Here is a 1801-nt window from a genome sequence, read left to right on the forward strand (position 1 = left end):
CTCGACTCTACAGTTCGGACAGCACGTGCCCGACCAGCGCGCGTAGTTTCGGCTCGGCCTGCCGACGACTGGGGTAATACAGGAAAAAGCCGGCAAACCGCGGGCAATACGCGTCCAGCACGGACACCAGCTCGCCGCGTTGCAGCCACGGCCGCCAGGTGTCTTCCATGCCGATGGCCAGGCCTGCGCCGGCCAAGGCCAGCCTGACCATCACCCCCATGTCGTTGCTGGTGATTTCCGGCTGCACATCGACACTGAACTCGCGGCCCCGCTCTTCGAACTCCCAGCGATAGGGCGCCCTGCCCGGCGCACTGCGCCAACCGATACAGCGATGGCTGGCCAGTTCCCGTGGGTGCGCCGGAAGCGCATGGGCATCACGATAGCCCGGCGAGCACACCACCAATTGGCGCTGCCGCGCCGATACCGGCACCGCGACCATGTCCTGGGCAATGACCTCGCCCAGACGCACGCCTGCATCGAATCCCGCGCCGACGATATCGAACGCTTCATCGGTCACGGTGATGTCCAGCTGCAACGCCGGATAGCGCGCGGCGAAACCAGCCAGCATCGGGCCGGCCAGGAACGCCTCGGCAATGGAGGACACGGCAAGCCGCAGTTGTCCGGACACGGCGGACTGCCGGCGCACGCTGGCCTCCAGCGCATCGCCCAGTTCCGCCAGCGCAGGGCTGACCGATACCAGCAGTGCCTGCCCGGCATCGGTGAGGCTGACGCTGCGGGTCGTGCGCAGCACCAGGGCTACACCCAGCGACTGCTCCAGCTTGGCGATGGTCTGGCTGACCGCCGAACGGGTCACGCCGAGTTGCTCGGCGGCGGCGGTGAAGCTGCGACAGTCAGCCACCCGCTGGAACACCCCCAGAGCGTTGAGATCGATGGCCATTGGTTAGCAACTCTGAACAAGGTGATCAGCAGTCGCCATCTTATCGCGACAAGGTTCGCCGTCTACCGTGGCAATGCCGGGCACACCCCGGCACTCCCTACCCTTCAGAGACACCGCCATGACCCCTTCCCGAACCATCCTGATCACCGGCGCCTCCAGCGGCATCGGCGCCGGCATCGCCCGTTCCCTCGCGCAACCCGGGGCACGCCTGGTACTGGGTGCACGCCGCGTGGATCGTCTGCAGGTGCTGGCCGACGAGCTGCGCCAGCAGGGGGCCGAGGTGCTGGTGCATGCCCTGGACGTGACCCGGCGCGCGCAGGTGGAGGCCTTCGCCGAAGCCGCCCGGCAACGCTTCCGCGCAATCGACGTCATCGTCAACAATGCCGGCGTGATGCCACTGTCGCTGATGGGCTCGCTGAAGGTGGAGGAATGGGACCGGATGATCGACGTGAACATCCGTGGCGTGCTGTACGGCATCGCTGCCGTGCTGCCCGGCATGATCGCCCAGCGCAGCGGCCAGATCATCAACATCGCCTCGGTCGGCGCACTGTCGGTGGTGCCGACCGCAGCGGTCTACTGCGCGACCAAGTATGCGGTGCGCGCGATTTCCGACGGCCTGCGGCAGGAGCACCGCGAGCTACGGGTGACCTGCATCCATCCTGGCGTAGTGGAAAGCGAGCTGGCCGACAGCATCACCGATCCGGCCGCCGCCGAGATGATGGTCGGCTACCGCGCGATCGCCCTGCAACCGGATGCGATCGGCCGCGCCGTAAGATTTGCAATCGAGCAGCCTGCGGACGTGGACGTGAATGAAATCGTGGTGCGGCCGACGGCGACGGTGTGAGCCGGGCATTCCGCTCTGGTAGAGGTCGAGCTTGCTCGACCGCCTTCTGTAGAGTCGGG

The 1801-nt window shown here is 66.9% G+C and carries 2 protein-coding genes; one reads left to right on the forward strand and one right to left on the reverse strand.

Features of this window, described 5'->3' with window-relative positions:
• Positions 1 to 7: 7 nt before the first annotated feature.
• On the reverse strand, positions 8 to 898 hold the full coding sequence (locus QRO93_RS21405; RefSeq protein ID WP_180879854.1) for a LysR family transcriptional regulator: 891 nt from the start codon (positions 896 to 898) through the stop codon (positions 8 to 10).
• Positions 899 to 1016: 118 nt separating this feature from the next.
• On the opposite strand from QRO93_RS21405, the gene QRO93_RS21410 reads away from it, so the two are divergent.
• Entirely contained in the window at positions 1017 to 1742 is a 726-nt protein-coding gene (locus QRO93_RS21410) for an SDR family oxidoreductase (protein WP_053449408.1), read from the forward strand.
• The last annotated feature ends 59 nt before the right edge of the window (positions 1743 to 1801 follow it).

Origin of the sequence: Stenotrophomonas maltophilia group sp. Smal17 (assembly GCF_030237045.1) — a bacterium.
Classification (GTDB): domain Bacteria; phylum Pseudomonadota; class Gammaproteobacteria; order Xanthomonadales; family Xanthomonadaceae; genus Stenotrophomonas; species Stenotrophomonas forensis.